The 15,710-nt window shown below is 65.8% G+C and carries 16 protein-coding genes; 14 read left to right on the top strand and 2 right to left on the bottom strand.

Going from position 1 to position 15,710, the window contains the following annotated elements:
* Window positions 1–9: 9 nt before the first annotated feature.
* A complete protein-coding gene (locus tag GOACH_RS20810; protein WP_005179401.1) occupies window positions 10–387 on the top strand; it encodes a F0F1 ATP synthase subunit epsilon in 378 nt (125 codons plus the stop codon).
* Between the two features lie 237 nt (window positions 388–624).
* Window positions 625–1,068 (top strand): DUF2550 domain-containing protein, encoded by a 444-nt coding sequence (locus GOACH_RS20805; protein ID WP_005179392.1) that lies wholly within the window; start codon window positions 625–627, stop codon window positions 1,066–1,068.
* A gap of 29 nt (window positions 1,069–1,097) precedes the next feature.
* Here GOACH_RS20805 and GOACH_RS20800 read toward each other — a convergent pair whose 3' ends face one another.
* Window positions 1,098–1,694: a cob(I)yrinic acid a,c-diamide adenosyltransferase gene (locus tag GOACH_RS20800; RefSeq protein WP_005179390.1), complete on the bottom strand. Its 597-nt coding sequence runs from the start codon at window positions 1,692–1,694 to the stop codon at window positions 1,098–1,100.
* Between the two features lie 86 nt (window positions 1,695–1,780).
* Between GOACH_RS20800 and murA the strand changes: the two genes are divergently transcribed.
* From murA to GOACH_RS20740, 12 genes are all read left to right on the top strand, one after another.
* Complete coding sequence (murA, locus tag GOACH_RS20795) at window positions 1,781–3,037, top strand: UDP-N-acetylglucosamine 1-carboxyvinyltransferase (RefSeq protein WP_005179388.1); 1,257 nt, start codon at window positions 1,781–1,783, stop codon at window positions 3,035–3,037.
* Window positions 3,038–3,042: 5 nt separating this feature from the next.
* Entirely contained in the window at window positions 3,043–3,405 is a 363-nt protein-coding gene (locus tag GOACH_RS20790; protein ID WP_005179385.1) for an ArsR/SmtB family transcription factor, read from the top strand.
* 188 nt (window positions 3,406–3,593) lie between these two features.
* Window positions 3,594–4,304, top strand: coding sequence for an energy-coupling factor ABC transporter permease (locus GOACH_RS20785; protein WP_005179382.1), 711 nt, complete (start codon window positions 3,594–3,596; stop codon window positions 4,302–4,304).
* Window positions 4,301–4,714: a PDGLE domain-containing protein gene (locus GOACH_RS20780; protein ID WP_005179380.1), complete on the top strand. Its 414-nt coding sequence runs from the start codon at window positions 4,301–4,303 to the stop codon at window positions 4,712–4,714. The genes GOACH_RS20785 and GOACH_RS20780 overlap by 4 nt, the downstream gene beginning before the upstream one ends.
* A gap of 2 nt (window positions 4,715–4,716) precedes the next feature.
* Complete coding sequence (cbiQ, locus tag GOACH_RS20775; protein WP_005179378.1) at window positions 4,717–5,493, top strand: cobalt ECF transporter T component CbiQ; 777 nt, start codon at window positions 4,717–4,719, stop codon at window positions 5,491–5,493.
* The gene (locus GOACH_RS20770; RefSeq protein ID WP_005179376.1) at window positions 5,490–6,287 is read left to right on the top strand and encodes an energy-coupling factor ABC transporter ATP-binding protein; all 798 of its coding nucleotides are present in this window, start codon (window positions 5,490–5,492) and stop codon (window positions 6,285–6,287) included. The genes cbiQ and GOACH_RS20770 overlap by 4 nt, the downstream gene beginning before the upstream one ends.
* Before the next feature lie 186 nt (window positions 6,288–6,473).
* Complete coding sequence (gene mdo, locus GOACH_RS20765; RefSeq protein ID WP_005179374.1) at window positions 6,474–7,766, top strand: NDMA-dependent methanol dehydrogenase; 1,293 nt, start codon at window positions 6,474–6,476, stop codon at window positions 7,764–7,766.
* A 151-nt stretch (window positions 7,767–7,917) separates the two neighbouring features.
* Window positions 7,918–9,180: an AAA family ATPase gene (locus GOACH_RS20760; protein WP_005179372.1), complete on the top strand. Its 1,263-nt coding sequence runs from the start codon at window positions 7,918–7,920 to the stop codon at window positions 9,178–9,180.
* Between the two features lie 14 nt (window positions 9,181–9,194).
* Window positions 9,195–10,721, top strand: a complete 1,527-nt coding sequence (locus GOACH_RS20755) for a VWA domain-containing protein (RefSeq protein ID WP_005179370.1) — start codon at window positions 9,195–9,197, stop codon at window positions 10,719–10,721.
* Window positions 10,722–10,895: 174 nt separating this feature from the next.
* Complete coding sequence (locus GOACH_RS20750; RefSeq protein ID WP_052004089.1) at window positions 10,896–12,077, top strand: iron-containing alcohol dehydrogenase; 1,182 nt, start codon at window positions 10,896–10,898, stop codon at window positions 12,075–12,077.
* Window positions 12,074–13,507, top strand: coding sequence for a MadS family sensor histidine kinase (locus GOACH_RS20745; RefSeq protein ID WP_005179365.1), 1,434 nt, complete (start codon window positions 12,074–12,076; stop codon window positions 13,505–13,507). The genes GOACH_RS20750 and GOACH_RS20745 overlap by 4 nt, the downstream gene beginning before the upstream one ends.
* Window positions 13,504–14,163: a MadR family response regulator transcription factor gene (locus GOACH_RS20740; protein ID WP_005179363.1), complete on the top strand. Its 660-nt coding sequence runs from the start codon at window positions 13,504–13,506 to the stop codon at window positions 14,161–14,163. Before GOACH_RS20745 ends, GOACH_RS20740 begins: the two co-directional genes overlap by 4 nt.
* A 38-nt stretch (window positions 14,164–14,201) precedes the next feature.
* Here the strand turns inward: GOACH_RS20740 and mftM are convergent, their stop codons facing one another.
* Complete coding sequence (mftM, locus tag GOACH_RS20735; protein WP_040519335.1) at window positions 14,202–15,071, bottom strand: mycofactocin oligosaccharide methyltransferase MftM; 870 nt, start codon at window positions 15,069–15,071, stop codon at window positions 14,202–14,204.
* Between the last annotated feature and the right edge of the window lie 639 nt (window positions 15,072–15,710).

The following is a 15,710-nucleotide window of genomic DNA, read 5'->3' as shown; positions in this document are numbered from 1 at the left end:
CGGTACGCCATGGCTGAGAAGTCCTTCCACGTCGAGGTCGTGTCCGCCGACGCCGAGCTGTACTCGGGTGAGGCCACGTTCGTCATCGCGCAGACCACGGTCGGCGAGATGGGTGTGCTGGCCAATCACGAGCCGCTGCTCGGGCAGCTCGTGCCCGGCGGGTTCGTGGTCATCGTCGAGGAGAGCGGAACACGCAAGGCGGCCGCCGTCGAGGGCGGTTTCATCTCGGTGACCGGAGCGTCGGTGACGATCCTTGCAGAGGCTGCCGAATGGGCCGACGGCGTCGACGTCAACGCGGAGAAGTCCGCGCTCGATTCGGCCGAGCCGGGAACGCCGGAGTACAACCGCGCACACGCTCGGCTGCGCGCCGCCGAGCAGATCGCCTGATCGAGACCGAACCGGCGTCGTGGACGAGTGTTGCACGCGTCCGAGTTCCCTTGGTTCACAACTGAATGCGAGTCGTCACCGCGACTCGGTTGTCGTCATCCAGCCACCCGCACATCGCGGGTGGCTGGATGCGTCATACGGTCGACTGGCATGCTGGAGACAGCCATCGCCGGAACAGCCCCGTCGACAGCCCGCCGACATCTCGGTGATGGAACCCACGCGAGGGAGGTACGCCGCGTGACCGTTGTGGTCGTCCTGCTGATTCTGCTTGTGGTAGCGCTGGTCGTCTGCGGCCTGCTGGGCTACCGGCTACAGCAGTTGCGGAGCGCAGGCATGCCCGCGCTCATGCGTGATCTGCCCGCCGACGTCGATGAGGGTTGGCGTCACGGCACCGTCCACTACGGCGACGACTCGCTCCGGTACTTCCGTCTCAGTTCACTTCGCCCGGGGCCATCCCGCAATCTCGCCCGCCACAGCATCGAGATCGTCAGCCGACGGTGCCCTGCGGGCAGCGAGGGCGTGATCCTCGACGGTATGACGATCGTGCACGTACGGGAGCATCGCGACCATGACGAGCCCCGTGAGTACGAACTGGCGCTGACCCCTGATGGTGTGACCGCTTTTCAGGCGTGGCTCGAGGCAGGTGCTCCGCAACGGTCTCAACGTCGACGAAGCGCTTGAGTTCAACGGTGGCGGTAGCGCCGCTGGGGTCACGGGCGGTGTCGATCCCCGCCGGGTCGCCAGGTGATGTCTCCGGCTCCGCTCGGACCGCGATTGGCCACGCGGGACAAGATGAACAACAGATCCGACAATCGGTTCAGATACCGTGCGGGCAGAGCGGACGTCCTCTCCGGGTCGGCGTCGACGGCAGCCCAGGCCGAGCGCTCGGCTCGACGGGTCACGGCGCGAGCCTGGTGGAGCAGCGCGGCAAACGGTGTACCACCGGGTAGGACGAAGGAATCGAGTGCTGGTAGGTCGGCTCCGAACGCGTCGCACCAGGTTTCGAGCGCATCGATGTATCCCTGCTCGATGCGCAGCGGAGGGTACTTCGGATCCTCGACAACCGGGGTCGACAGGTCGGCGCCTGCGTCGAAGAGGTCGTTCTGGATGGTCGTGAGCACGGCAGCAATGTCGTCGGGGACGTCGTCACCGAGTGCGAGCGCGGCGCCGATACAGGTGTTGGCCTCGTCGCAGTCTGCGTAGGCGACGACGCGCGGATCCGTCTTGGACACACGCGAGAAGTCGCTCAGGCCGGTGGTGCCGTCGTCGCCGGTTCGGGTGTATATGCGGGTCAGATGCACGGCCATGACCCAAATGTAACCGCAGCGCGGCGTTGTGGTCCGCAGTACACCTCGGGCACGGGAGACGGACGGGGGCGGATAAGGTATCTGACGTGAGTGATCGGTTTCTGGTGTCCGGGGGAGCGCGCCTGCATGGCGAGGTGTCGGTCGGTGGGGCCAAGAACAGTGTCCTCAAACTGATGGCAGCCTCCTTGCTCGCCGAGGGCACCACGACGTTGACCAATTCGCCTGAGATCGCCGACGTTCCGCTCATGGCAGACGTACTGCGCGGGCTCGGGGCCGTCGTCGAGATCAACGGTGAGACTGTGACGATCGAGGCACCCGCGGAGCCGAAGTACCACGCCGACTTCGACGCGGTGAAGCAGTTCCGGGCGTCGGTGTGTGTTCTCGGACCATTGATGGCGCGGTGTCGGCGGGCAGTCGTCGCACTACCGGGTGGTGATGCGATCGGTTCCCGCCCTCTCGACATGCACCAGGCCGGGCTGCGAGCACTCGGTGCTCACAGCTCGATCGAGCACGGGTGTGTTGTCGCCGAGGCCGATGCGCTGGTCGGTGCTCCGATTGCGCTGGAGTTCCCCTCCGTCGGTGCCACCGAGAACATCCTGATGGCTGCAGTGCTCGCCGAGGGGGAGACGGTCATCGACAACGCCGCGCGGGAGCCCGAGATCGTCGACCTGTGCGTCATGCTGCAGCAGATGGGCGCGCGCATCGAGGGTGCAGGCACATCGACGTTGACCGTCACCGGGGTCGAGCGGCTGCATCCGACCACGCACCGGGTCGTCGGCGACCGGATCGTCGGCGCGACGTGGGGAATCGCTGCAGTGATGACCCGTGGCGATGTGACGGTCAACGGCGTCAACCCCCACCACCTGCAGTTGGTGCTGAACAAACTCGTCGATACCGGCGCCCGCGTCGAAACACATCCGAACGGTTTCCGTGTCAGCCACGATCGCAGGCCCACCGCCGTGAACGTCTCCACACTGCCCTTCCCCGGTTTTCCGACCGACCTGCAGCCGATGGCGATCGGCTGGGCGTCGATCGCCGACGGGATGTCGGTGATCACCGAGAACGTCTTCGAGGCGCGCTTCCGTTTCGTCGAGGAGATGGTCCGCCTCGGTGCGGATGCGCGTACCGACGGGCATCACGCGGTCATCCGCGGCGTCGAGAAGCTCTCCAGCGCGCCCGTATGGAGTTCGGACATCCGCGCCGGGGCCGGCCTGGTGCTGGCCGGCCTGGTCGCCGACGGTGTGACAGAAGTGCACGACGTCGAGCACATCGACCGCGGCTACCCGCACTTCGTCGAGAATCTGCGGAGTCTCGGTGGCGTGATCGAACGGGTGTCGGGGTAGCGGCGATGCCCGACGCCACACCCGGGGACCAGTCGTCCGATACTCCGAGCGCACACCCGCACGGTCACGCCCACGGGGCAGGCGACGTCGATATCGCCGAGTGGTCGACGCGATTCGATCTGCTGTCGGACCCTCATCGGCTCGAGATCCTGCTGCTCCTGCATCGTCACCCGGGCATCATCGTCGGCGATATCGCCGCAGAGGTGGGGCGCACCGAGACGGCGGTGTCACAGGCGCTGCGCGTGCTGCGTCATCAGGGATGGGTCACGTCGACGCGTGTCGGGCGATCGGTGAGCTATCGTCTCGCCGACGAGACGGTGCACGATCTACTGCACTGGATCGGCGCCGGTCACAATCCACCGTCGTAGGCCACCGGCCAACCGGATACAGCCCGTTCCGCTGTGGTCAGGGTCACACCTGACCCTTCGGATAGTCTGACGGCTTCAACATCTGAATAAGTGGACAGATATGGGAGCCGGTCCTATCGTTCCTCTCATCGTGTGACCGCGAGTCGCCGCGGCCGCATTCGCGTACACCGCAGAAGGGACACCAGTTCATGTCCACCACTGTCGTCGCCATGCATATGAGTGACGGAATCATCAACGCGCAGACGTCGATTCTGTTCGGAGTCGTTGCCATCGCTGGACTCGCGTTCTGCGCGTGGCGCGCTCGCGCCGACCTCGACGAGAAGGCCGTACCGATGGCCGGACTTGTTGCAGCGTTCATCTTCGCCGTGCAGATGATCAACTTTCCGATCCTGCCCGGCGTGAGCGGTCACCTCCTCGGCGGTGCGCTCGCGGCGATTCTGGTCGGCCCGTACACCGGCGCTCTGTGCATCGCGATCGTGCTCGTTGTCCAGTGCCTGCTCTTCGCCGATGGCGGGGTCACCGCACTGGGCGCCAACATCACGAACATGGCGCTGATCTCCACGTTCGTCGGTTACGGCGTCGCAGTGGTGCTCTATCGCCTGGTGCGAGCGCGACGCGACAGGCTGCCCGGTCTCGCCGTCGTTGCCTTCGTTTCGGCACTGTGTGGAACAGTCGCTGCTGCAACAGGTTTCGTTATCGAATATGCGATAGGAGGTGCTGCGACGACCTCGCTGTCGACGGTGGCGGGCTACATGTGGGGCACCCATGTCCTGATCGGGATCGGTGAAGGGCTCATCACCGCGGTGACGGTGGTGGCCGTGGCTCGCGCCCGTCCCGACCTGGTGTATCTCCTCCGTCGCACCCACGTCGGCGCAGACAAGATCGAGGTGTCCGTATGAGTATCGCCGCTTCCCAGCAGCCGCGCCGCCATGTGCGGCGGCGCACTTTCCTCATCGGGTTCGGCGTGATCGCCCTGTTGATCGCGGGCGTCGTGTCCTACATCGCAAGCAGTTCGCCCGATGGTCTCGACTCCGCGACGCAGCAGGGCTGCCAGACCGTCACCGTCAACGGCACCGAGGAACTGACGGGGTCGTGCATCGCACAGCACGCCACCGACCATGCGATGTCGTCGTCGCCGCTCGCCGAGTACGCAGTGAAGGGCGCGCAGTACACCAACGGCATCGCAGGCATCATCGGGGTCATCGTCACCCTCGCGCTCGCGGTCGGCGCCTTCTGGCTGATCGCACGTGGTCGTCGCGGGCCTGACAACGATGCTGCGGTTCCGGATTCTGTCCCGGCGGGCGACTGAGCATGGGAGCCGGGCACGCACATCCGCTCTACCGCGACGTCACCTCGCGCGTGCACCGTGCACCTACCGAGGTCAAACTGGTCTGTCTGGTGGTGTTCGTCTTCGCGGTCGTTGCCACGCCACGCGAGATGTTCTGGCCGTACCTCGTCTTCGCCCTGATCCTGCTCGGCGTCTGGCGACTCGCACGGGTTCCCGTCGCCTGGATCGTGCCACGGATGCTGATCGAAGCCCCCTTCGTCGTGCTCGCGGTGCTCCTGCCATTCGCCGAGGGCGGCCGACGGATCGACGTCGTCGGGATGTCGCTCTCGGTCGCAGGCCTGTACGCGGCGTGGGGGATCGTCATCAAGGGCACGCTCGGGGTCGCGGCGTCGCTGACTTTCGCCGCGACGACGCCCGCGCGTGAGCTGCCGGTCGCGTTGAGCAGACTCGGCGTCCCGCGCACCATCACGCCTGTCTTCGTGATGATGCTGCGATACGTCGACCTGCTGTCCGCCGAGGTCAAGCGTATGCAGATCGCGCGAGCAGCCCGCGGGGACTCTCCTCGGATGTTGCACCAGGCCAAAGCCGTTGCCGTCAGCGTCGGATCGGTCTTCTTACGCTCCTACGAGCGGGGCGAGCGCGTCCATCTGGCGATGATGTCACGCGGATTCACCGGCACCATCCCCGAGATGCCGGGAGTGGCGACCTCGGCGCGCGCGACGCCTGCGCAGTGGGCACTCGTCTCACTTCCCGCAGCGGCTGCGGTGGTCGTGGCAGCCACGGCGTGGGGGGTGCGATGAACGCCATCGACATCCGTGGACTCCGATTCGCCTATCCCGACGGCCATCTCGCGCTTGACGGCGTCGACCTCTCGGTGGCAGAGGGCGAGCGCGTCGCGCTCCTCGGACCGAACGGAGCGGGAAAGACGACGCTGATGCTGCAGCTCAACGGCGTCCTGCTGCCCACGTCGGGGTCGGTGTCGATCCACGGCTCGCCGGTGGGGAAGTCGACGCTGCGGGATGTGCGTCGGCGGGTGGGTCTGGTGTTCCAGGATCCCGACGATCAGTTGTTCATGCCGACCCTCGCGGAGGATGTCGCGTTCGGGCCCGCCAATTTCGGTGTCATGCAGCCTGAGCTCGCGAACCGCGTTGCCGAAGCGCTCGCGGCGGTGTCGATGACTCAGCACGCAGACCGCAGCCCACACCACCTGTCCGGCGGACAGCGTCGTCGAGGTGCTCTGGCTACCGTATTAGCGTGCCGCCCAGACATTCTGGTGCTCGACGAGCCGTCGGCGAATCTCGACCCGGTGGCCCGACGCGAACTCGCCGACACGCTGCTCGGACTCGATACGACCATGCTCGTGGTGACACATGACCTGCCCTATGCGGCACAACTGTGCGACCGCGCGGTCATTGTCGACGGCGGGCGCATCGTCGCCGACGACTCGGTTGACGCCATTCTCGCTGACGCGCAACTGCTCGCGGCTCATCGGCTCGAGTTGCCCTGGGGGTTCGAGCCCGAAGCTCTGACCCGTGCGAAGTCACGCCAACGCTCTGGGCGCCGGACCGCATCGGGTGGCGTGCGGGTCGACTGACATCGCGGGTGAGTACCTACCCGACCGGACAGGTGCTCACCCGACCCGAGGTCAGTACTCGAGGCTGTATCGGACGGTTCGGTCGCAAACCACTTCTGATGCCCACTGTGACGCGCGTAACGTCTCGATCGCTCACCCACTCCCGACGACGTGTGCGTCGGCAGCATCGAGAAGGTCAGGTCGAAAATGCAGGTAGACGAACTACTCAAGCCGTTCCCCATCAAGGAGTTCCACCCGTTCCCGCGCGCCATGATGGGTCCCGGCGCGCACGAGATGATCGGACCCGAGGCGCTCAAACTGGGCTTCAAGAAGACGCTCATCATGACGACCGGCCTCCGCGGTAGCGACACGGTCCACAAGATCGTCGAGTCGTGCAAGTACCACGGACTCGAGGTCGTGCTCTATGACCAGGTCGAGTCCAACCCCAAGGACTACAACGTCATGGATGCGGTCTCGCTGTACAACTCCGAGCAGTGTGACTCGTTCATCTCGATCGGCGGTGGCTCGGCGCACGACGCTTGCAAGGGTGCGCGCATCTCGGTTGCGCACGACGGCCGCAGCGTCAACGAGTTCGAGGGTTTCAACAAGAGCGAGAACCCCAAGAACCCGCCGCACATCGCCGTGTCCACCACTGCCGGAACGGGTTCGGAGACGTCGTGGGCCTACGTCATCACCGATACCACCACCGATCCGGAGAAGCCGCACAAGTATGTTGCCTTCGACGATGCGGCCGTCACGACCCTGGCGATCGACGACCCGGTGCTCTACTACGATTGCCCGGTTGCCTTCACCGCTCAGTGCGGATTCGACGTTCTCGCGCACGCCTCTGAGCCGTACGTCTCGCGACTGAACTTCCCTCCGTCGATGGGCAACGCGCTCTATGCGGTCAAGATGACCGCGGAGAACCTTCGCGAAGCCACCTGGAACGGTGTCGACCTGAAGGGCCGCGAGGGAATGATGTACGCGCAGTACATCGCGGCCCAGGCATTCAACTCCGGCGGACTCGGCATCATCCACTCGATCAGCCACGCGGTGTCGGCGTTTTTCGATACGCACCACGGCTTGAACAACGCCATCGCGCTGCCGCGTGTGTGGGCCTTCAACATGCCCGTGATGTACGAGCGCTACGCCGATATGGCCGCGGCGATGGGTGTGGACACGCACGGCATGACGAAGGTGCAGGCCGCCGATGCCGCGCTCGAGGCCGCGATCCGTCTGCTCCGTGACGTCGGCATCGTCGAGCGTTTCGCCGATGTGAAGCAGGACTCGTATCCGAAGAACCGGCTGGGCCAGGGCCCGACCAAGTACTACGAGGGTCGACCCGACATCACGACCGATGCCGCGACGATCGATGCGCTGACCAACCACGTCCTCGGCGACGCCTGCACCCCGGGTAACCCCAAGGAGTGCACGTTCGAGACGGTCCGCCCGGTCGTCGAGCACTGCATGCTCGGCGACCTCGACGAGCTGCTGCCGTAGCTCGGGAGAACCCCGCACGGGCACCCGTGCGCGTATGACCCCGGATGGCGGATTCCGCTGCCCTATAGCGGGATTCGCCATCCGGCTCCATTCCAGACCAGACGACGCACGTCCCGTGACCGATCCCACCCTCTCAGCACAGGAGACGCCGATGTCCGTGCACTACGCCGCGACAGACGACACCACATCCGCCACGGGCGACAGTCCCGCAGATCCCTCATACTTCGCCGACGTCGATGACGTGCGTGCGCGTTTCGCCGACGCCGGCTACCTCGCCGACGAACGCCTGGCGACCACGGTGTTCTTGCAGTCCAGACTCGGCAAACCCGTACTGCTCGAGGGGCCCGCCGGTGTCGGGAAGACCCAGTTGGCGAAGACGCTCGCCGACGTCACAGGTCGAGAGTTGCTGCGGCTGCAGTGCTATGAGGGCCAGGACGAGACGACGGCCCTCTACGAGTGGGACTACGGCAAGCAGCTCCTCTACACACAGGTACTACGCGAGAAGATCAGTCAGGTCGTCGCCGACGCCGATTCCTTGTCCGAGGCGGTTGATCGCATCGGTGCGGAGGAAAGCGTGTTCTTCTCCGAGCGCTTCCTCGCCCCGCGGCCGCTGCTCGAGGCCGTGCGGTCCGAGACGCCCGTCGTGCTGTTGATCGACGAGGTCGACCGCGCCGATGAAGCGCTCGAAGCTGTCTTGCTCGAGTTGCTCGCCGAGTACCAGGTGTCGGTGCCCGAGATCGGTACCTTCGTGGCGACGCATCAGCCCATGATCGTGTTGACCTCCAACAACACCCGGGATCTGTCGGCAGCACTCAAGCGACGCTGCCTGCACCTGTCGCTCGACTATCCCGACGCCGCGCGTGAACTCGACATCATCAGATCCAAGGACACCGGACTCGCGGATACCCTGGCCGCCAAACTCGTCGATATCGTCCGCGGGCTGCGGGATCTCGATCTGCGCAAGGCGCCGAGCATTTCCGAGGCCATCGACTGGGCGCGCACGCTGGCGGTGCTCGGAGCCGACGAGCTCAGTGCGGATGTCTTGTCGCAGACGGCAAACGTCGTGGTGAAGTACGACCGCGACCTCACCCGCGCGCTCGACGCGTTACCGCGCCTCGTTGACCCGAATGCCGAGGTACCCGATCATCTTCACTCCCATGGGCATTCGCATGATCACTCGCACGGCCATTCTCACGGGCCGGGCCACTCGCACGATCATGATCACGCCGATCAGGAGAGCGCATCGACCAACTCCGGCAAGGCGCGTCGGGCGGCCAAGGACGAACCGGGGCGCCACAGCGACGACTACTACGGCTCGCCCGGCTCGAAGAGCGACGCGGGTACACGTGCCGTGAGCGCGTCGCAGGGAAGCCGATCGTTCAAGGCGCGGGGCGCACGTAAGCGTCCGGTCTAGCGGGGGAGTCGATCATGGAAGGCGCCGTACACCGGTTCATCCGTCTGCTGCGACTACACGGCGTGCGCATCGGGGTCTCGGAGGCGATGGACGCGATGGCCGCGACCGCCACGGCCGAGATTCTCGACGATCGTGAACTGCTGCGGTCCGCGCTGCTGGCGTGCCTGATCAAGGATCGTCGGGACGAGGCGACCTTCGACAGGGTCTTCGACCGGTTCTTCGCGCTGCGCCCGGTGGTGGAAGACGATGGTGGGCAGGGACATTCGCACACCCACGACGACCTGTCCGACGAGGGCGAGCTCGAGGAGTACACGCTCTCGGATGAGGTCAGCAAAACCCCGGCGCAGGGGCACAGCCACGGACCGCCGTCGAACATCCGGCAGTACTTCGATCCAGAGGATCTGGCCGAGCAGTACAACCTGCACCAGGAGTCCAACAAGCTCGATATGGCGTCGTTGACCGACGAGATCGTTCTCTCGTCCGACTCGGTGCCGAACTCCGAGCAGGCCGCGCGGGTGCAACTCACGGTGTCACGCCTGCACAACCCGGGCAGGCCGGGAGAGTTGGTGAGCGGCAACGCCACCCAGCTCGACGCCGAGTTGTCGGTCGCCCAGGAGATGGCCTTGCTCGACTGGCTCGACGATCCCGACGCGTTCAACGCAGAGCAACCCGATCCGGACGAGCTGGCGGCACTGCGCAGTGCTCTCGCAGGACTGCTCGACGGGCTGCCGGAGAAGCTGCGCGATCACCTCGAGCAACTGATGGCGACCGATCACGCACTCGAGGACCGCGAGATCACGGCGACGGTACGCGACGCGATCGGCGAGCAGGAGCGTGCCAGTCTCGAGGAATCCGTCCGACGACTGATCCGCAGCCTGCACGGCGCCCCGCGCTCGCGACGCAAGGTCGCGGCGAGAGGGACGGTCGACGCGGCCCGGACCATGCGTGCCAATCTCCGGTTCGACGGCGTTCCGTTCCGCCCTGTCACGGTCGCGAAGGTCGAGGACAGGCCGAGTCTGCTCATCCTCGCCGACGTGTCGCTGTCGGTGCGGGCCACGACACGGTTCACCCTGCAACTCGTGCACGGACTGCAGAGCATGGTCGCGCACGTGCGTTCGTTCGCCTTCGTGTCCGACCTCGTCGAGATCACCGACCTGTTCGCCGAACACCCGGCGGAGGAGGCGTTGTCGCTGGTGGTGTCCGGACTGCCGGCGGGTGGCGTCCTCGACGTCGACGCCGATTCCGACTACGGGAACGCACTGCAGACGTTTCTCGACGAATACGGTGGCGCAGTCACGAGGCGCACGACGGTCATCGTGCTCGGTGATGGCCGCAACAATGGCCGGGACCCCAATCTTGCTGCGTTCGAGGAGATCTCCCGTCGCGCGCGCGAGACCATCTGGCTGACGCCCGAGCCGTCGTACTCCTGGGGTCTGGGTTCGTGCGATCTGCCCGCGTACGCCACGTACTGCGATCGCGTGAACGTCGTACATGATCTGGCCGAGTTGGAGCAGGTCTCGGTCGCGGCTTCCGGCGCGTGAGCGGTGCCATCGCGCGTAGGATTCACGCGAAAGCGACCACTGCGATGATCGGTGCGGTGCCGAGGAGCCGAGTAGTGCTCTGCCGTTCCGACACGCTGCGATGGGCAGGTGATCCGCGTGCGGACTGATGTCGCCGAGGCCGGTCGGGTTGCGGCACCCCGCGACCGTGACCCGGTGCAGGAACGAGCGAGGTCGGCCGGGAGAGCCGAGGGCGTCCACGTCGCCAAGTTCCATACCCCCGAGATCATCATCGGGCGTGGGTCGCTCGCCGAGGTGCCGCGAGCCGCAGCCGGCCTGGGTATGCGCCGCCTGTTGATCGTCTCCGACCGCGGATTGGTCGCGACACCGTGGTATTCGCAACTGGCACAGGCACTTCACGCTGAGCGGCTCTCGGTGTCGTCGTTCACCGGTGTCTCGGCGAACCCACGTGCTCCCGAGATCGTTGCGGGCTTCACGCGCTACGAGGAGACCAGCGCCGACGGCATCGTCGCGCTGGGCGGTGGATCGGTGATCGACGCCGCCAAGGGAATCGCGATTCTGGCCGCGAACGGTGGACACATCCTCGAGTACGAGGGGATCGATCGCGCCAGGCGGCCGTTGCCTCCGTTGATCGCGGCACCGACGACGGCGGGGAGCGGTTCGGACGTCTCGCAGTTCTGCATCGTCAATGATGTCGACCGGATGACCAAGGTGACCATCATCGGTCGTGGGCTCGTGCCCGACGTCTCGGTGGTCGATCCGCGTACTCTGGCGTCGCTGCCCGCCGACGTCGCGGCGCAGTCGGGCATGGATGCCATCGCTCACTGTCTCGAGGCCTACGCGTCGCTCGCGCACAACCGCCTCAGCGATCGTGCCGCGTTGAGTTCGATCGGCACGGCATGGCGCAGTATCGAGAGGTTCGTCGACGACCCATCGGATCCCGACGCCGGAACCGACATGGCATACGCGGCGCTGGAGGCGGGTATGGCGTTCACGAATGCGATCCTCGGTGCGACGCACGCGATGAGCCACCCCGTCGGAGGTCTGTGCGACGCTGCGCATGGCGCGATCAACGCCGTACTGCTGCCACACGTCATCAGGTTCAACGCGCAGGCCGACCCGATGCCGTATGTCGAACTCGCTGATGCGGTGGGGATTCGTGGTGGCTCACCGCACTCGGTCGCCGAACGCCTCGCAGACGAGGTCGCGTCGCTGTCGCGCAGGGTCGGACTACCCGGTGACCTCAGGTCGCTCGGCGTACGCGACGAACACGTCTCCGTACTGACCGGCAATGCGCTGCTCGACGCCTGCATGACGACGAACCCACGCAAACCGACAGCCGACGACGTCGCGCGGATCTATCGCGAGGCGCTGTGACCGGTACACGCTCCGACAGATACGAATCCGAGCAATTCCCGCCGGAGCTGGACTCGCTGGTCGGGTTGCATTCGGTCAAGGGCTCGCACTACGCGCAGTATCGGGGCGTCGAGCAGCGCCTGACGCGGGTGGTCGGCGCCCTCGACCGCATCTCACGTGCGCTCGTCCAGACCGCAGAGGGACCGGAGAACCTGGTGCTCTCAGTGGTTCGCGCCGTGCGTGAACACCTCGATGCGCAATGGGTGGTCTTCGCGCTGAGCGACGGCGAACTCGAGCGCACGGGACCGCGACATCTGATGATGAACGGCGACGGAACGATCTATGCGTTCGAGGGCGTGCAGGCCGCACGCACGCCGAGCCACCTTCCCGACGAGGTGCTCAACAGGCTCAACGACGTCTTGCGCAATCAGATGGGCGAACTGGCTCGCCCTGTGGTCGCTGAGCACCACCTGCATGTGCCCGTGCATCTCGATGGCCGCGTCGTCGGGGGACTCTCGGCCTGGACGCCCGATCATCACGTCGTCGATTCCGCCGACCTCGTCGTGATGCGCATTCTGGCCAGCCAGGCGATGGTCGCCCTCCTCAATGCCTCCTTGCTCGAGGAGAGTCGCCATCAGCTCGCACGAGCGGAGGACGCCTACGCCAAGGCTCGTGAACAGGCGACCGATCTCGCCGTCCGAAACGCCGAACTCCAACGGACACAACGGGAGTTGTCGGCGGTGATGCGCCAGCGACTCGTGACGGAGGAGCGCGAACGCATCGCGCGCGAACTACACGATTCCGTGACGCAGTCCGTGCTCTCGGCAGGCGTTCAAATCGAGGTGTGCCGGATGGACTCCGACGCGGCAACGGCTGAGCGTCTCGAAGTGGCCGGAAAACTGACCCGCGACGCGGTCGAGCAGCTGCGATCAGTCATCTACGCACTCAATCAGTCGCCGTCGGTGGAGGGACTGAGTCTCGGCGAGGTCCTCGACGAGCTGTGTTCGATGCACATGCCCGCCGATCTGGACACAGATGTGCGGGTGGTCGGGCGCCCGCGCGACGTTCCCGACGACGTGCAGCACGCGGTATTGCGGATCGCGGGCGAAGCGCTGTTCAATACCGCGGTACATGCCGAGGCCGGGACGGCGCGCGTCGTCCTCACCTACGCGGACGACCATGTCGGACTCACCATCGACGACGACGGCGGGGGAGACCCGGGGCATCTCCGACGAGTGATGCGCGCGGCGATGCTCGGCGATCTCGCCGGTCGGCACAGGGGTTTGGCCAACATGGCCACTCGCGCGGGTCAGTTGGGCGGGGAGCTCCGTGTGCGCCGCTCGCGGCTCGGCGGGATACGCATTGCCGCAGTGCTGCCCGACGCCGGATCAGCGTCGACAGGTCGTTCGCCGACCATGCCGGGGTCACGTCACGAGGAGGTTGTCCGATGAATTCCGCCGAGGTCACCACCGGTTCCATCCGGACCATGCTCGTCGACGATCACGCCCTGTTGCGAGCGGGCATTCGGTCACTGCTCGAGCGCGAAGAAACGATATCCGTTGTGGGAGAAGCGGGTTCGTTCGACCACGCGCTCGCCGAGGTCGCGCGGTGCAGCCCAGACGTCGTCGTCGTCGACCTCAAGTTGACGGCGGGAACCGAGTACGAGGGTCTGCGACTCATCACCGAGATCGCTCGACGTCATGGCGACGTCGCCAGTCTCGTTCTCACCACGTTCCTCGACGATGATCTCGTTGTTCGCGCTGTGAAGGCGGGGGCTCGCGGATACGTGGTCAAGGACGTCGACACCACCGAACTGGTGCGGGCGATTCAAGCCGTGTCCGGCGGGGGTAGCGCATTCGATCCGCGCAGCGCCGCGATCGTGCTGCGGACGGTGTCGGGAGGAGGGGAGAGCCCTGAGGCGTTGACCGAGCGCGAACGTGAGGTGCTCCGGCTGTTGGCCGACGGACTGAGCAACAAGAAGATCGGCGAGACGCTCTTCATCTCCGAGTCGACGGTGAAATTCCACATCCGCAACATCATCCGCAAGCTCGGGGTCAGCAAACGTACCGACGCGGTGTACATCGCAAGCAAGCGCGGTCTGATCTGACCGTCGCCAGGCGAGGGGACGTGCCGCGGTCGCGTCTCTCAGCGGCCCCGCGGTATCCGCGGCGTCAGGACCAACCAGCCGCCATGATCGTCGAGGATGCGCGCTCTCGCATGGTCGACGTGTGCCGCCCACTCGACGAGGTCGCGTTCGCGCAGGCAGGTCAGGTGCCCGAAGTGCGGACTCGGTACATCCTCGTAGGGAACGGCAACGACGACACGCTGCCGGGCTACCCGCATAGCCTCGGCGAGCGCCTGTGATCTTTCGTCACGTGACAGATGCTCCAGCAAGTGGATCAGGGTCACGGTGTCCACCGAGTCGTCGGCGAACGGGAGGTCGACCGCGTTGGCCACGACGGCGTCGACCTGTGACCCGCGTCGGCCGGCCGCCGCTCGCAGGAGGTTGATCGCACCCCGCGAGATGTCACAGGCGCTGACGCTGAGTCCGGCTTCGGCGCACTGGAGCGCGAAGAGGCCGAAGCAGCAACCGACCTCCAGGACGCTGCTGCCGGACACCAGGCTGCGAGCCCGGTGATGAACCGGGCTGAAGGATGCAATACCTGCGACAAGGTCGCGCAGAGAGTTGTCGTAGAAGGACGACCACGCGACGGCTTCGGAGGACGCGGATGACCGGATGAGTCCCACCGCGGCCTCCTCGAACTCCCACTGGCCGACCAGCGCGCCGTCCTCGACCAGGCCGACCAGCGCCGACACCATGACGTCGTCGGAGATCAGGTCACTGGTGAGACGGTGACGGATCTGGACGCTCGTGCTGCCATCAGGTGCGGTGCTTCGACGCCAGGACAGCGAGCCGCACCGTCGGAACCCCACCGCGTCGAGCTCGCCTCGACGAACGTTGACGGTGCCGGCAGTGGGGATGCCTGCGCTTCTGGTTTCAGCGACCATGGACATAACTCGAACGCTAGAAGGCGGCGACTCCGCAGGTAACTGACCTGTCGGGCCTCCCCACTGCCCGAAAGGATGGGGTTCCGGGCCTACCGGCGTGTGGTCTAAACGCCTGGTGGGGTGCCTGTCCACAACGGTTGGCGCAACTGGGCGAAACCGCCGACGATCCGGAATGGCACAGATCACACTATGCGAAGTGGCGTCTGACGCTCGAAATCGGCAGCGCAACCACGGGTAGGACCTGCATTCACCTGCGAAAACGCTGAAAGGACATGCGCTGACCAGGCGATTTGACCCGGGCGAACTCGTTGCGTAACTTTCTTCGAGTCAGCGCGCCACGGCGCCGCCCCGGACGGCCTCCCGAGAGGGAAGGTACCGGGGAAGGGAAACCGGGTTCAGCGCAGACCAACCCCCGAGAAATCACACCGGGTGCCTCGTGCGCCTGGAGCGAGATGGCGGGAACCAGATGACTCCCCGACGAGAAACAACACGGAGTTGCGGACCGCAGAGAGCGTCTGGTAGGCTGGAAGAGTTGCTCCGGAGACGGGGTTAACATCCTCCAAACGGAACAAGCTTGCTGGTCAAGCCCTTTTCGGGGTGGCGCTGGTGGGTGTGCGTTCTTTGAGAACTCGATAGTGTGTGATG

It is taken from the genome of Gordonia aichiensis NBRC 108223, from assembly GCF_000332975.1.
Taxonomy (GTDB): domain Bacteria; phylum Actinomycetota; class Actinomycetes; order Mycobacteriales; family Mycobacteriaceae; genus Gordonia; species Gordonia aichiensis.
The sequence above is the reverse complement of the archived record's forward strand: the minus strand, read 5'-3'. Positions and strand labels throughout refer to the sequence as shown.

Coding starts and splice junctions, on each gene's coding strand:
- GOACH_RS20810 (WP_005179401.1), top strand. CDS start 10: ATGGCTGAGAAGTCCTTCCACGTCGAGGTCGTGTCCGCCGACGCCGAG.
- GOACH_RS20800 (WP_005179390.1), bottom strand. CDS start 1,694: ATGGCCGTGCATCTGACCCGCATATACACCCGAACCGGCGACGACGGC.
- GOACH_RS20790 (WP_005179385.1), top strand. CDS start 3,043: ATGCCCGACGCCACACCCGGGGACCAGTCGTCCGATACTCCGAGCGCA.
- GOACH_RS20785 (WP_005179382.1), top strand. CDS start 3,594: ATGTCCACCACTGTCGTCGCCATGCATATGAGTGACGGAATCATCAAC.
- GOACH_RS20780 (WP_005179380.1), top strand. CDS start 4,301: ATGAGTATCGCCGCTTCCCAGCAGCCGCGCCGCCATGTGCGGCGGCGC.
- cbiQ (WP_005179378.1), top strand. CDS start 4,717: ATGGGAGCCGGGCACGCACATCCGCTCTACCGCGACGTCACCTCGCGC.
- GOACH_RS20770 (WP_005179376.1), top strand. CDS start 5,490: ATGAACGCCATCGACATCCGTGGACTCCGATTCGCCTATCCCGACGGC.
- mdo (WP_005179374.1), top strand. CDS start 6,474: ATGCAGGTAGACGAACTACTCAAGCCGTTCCCCATCAAGGAGTTCCAC.
- GOACH_RS20760 (WP_005179372.1), top strand. CDS start 7,918: ATGTCCGTGCACTACGCCGCGACAGACGACACCACATCCGCCACGGGC.
- GOACH_RS20755 (WP_005179370.1), top strand. CDS start 9,195: ATGGAAGGCGCCGTACACCGGTTCATCCGTCTGCTGCGACTACACGGC.
- GOACH_RS20740 (WP_005179363.1), top strand. CDS start 13,504: ATGAATTCCGCCGAGGTCACCACCGGTTCCATCCGGACCATGCTCGTC.
- mftM (WP_040519335.1), bottom strand. CDS start 15,071: ATGTCCATGGTCGCTGAAACCAGAAGCGCAGGCATCCCCACTGCCGGC.